Source organism: Pseudomonas sp. SIMBA_068 (assembly GCF_046534705.1).
Lineage (GTDB): Bacteria > Pseudomonadota > Gammaproteobacteria > Pseudomonadales > Pseudomonadaceae > Aquipseudomonas > Aquipseudomonas putida.
In genome coordinates, this window is the sequence record NZ_JAWRYI010000819.1 from 1 (window position 1) to 261 (window position 261).

Annotated in this window: 1 protein-coding gene; it reads right to left on the reverse strand. The window is 67.4% G+C overall.

All coding sequences use genetic code 11. From position 1 onward, the window contains the following. A partial coding sequence (locus SB756_RS31600) for a PLP-dependent transferase (protein WP_410913437.1) occupies nt 1–261 on the reverse strand: 261 nt, incomplete at both ends.

A 261-nucleotide genomic window follows, 5' to 3' on the forward strand; every position in this document is an offset into this window, starting at 1 on the left:
CGGGGTGATCGGGCAGCCCCGCGTAGTTCACCCATTCGACGTTTTCGTGGCGCGCGAGATGCTGGGCGACCTTCAGCGCGTTGTCGCTGATCCGCTCGATGCGCAGCGCGAGCGTCTCGATGCCCTGCAGGATCTGGAACGCGTTGAACGGCGAGATCGCCGCGCCCATGTTGCGCAGCGGCACGACGCGCGCGCGGCCGATATACGCGGCCGCGCCGAACGCTTCCGTGTACACGACGCCGTGATAGCTGACGTCGGGTT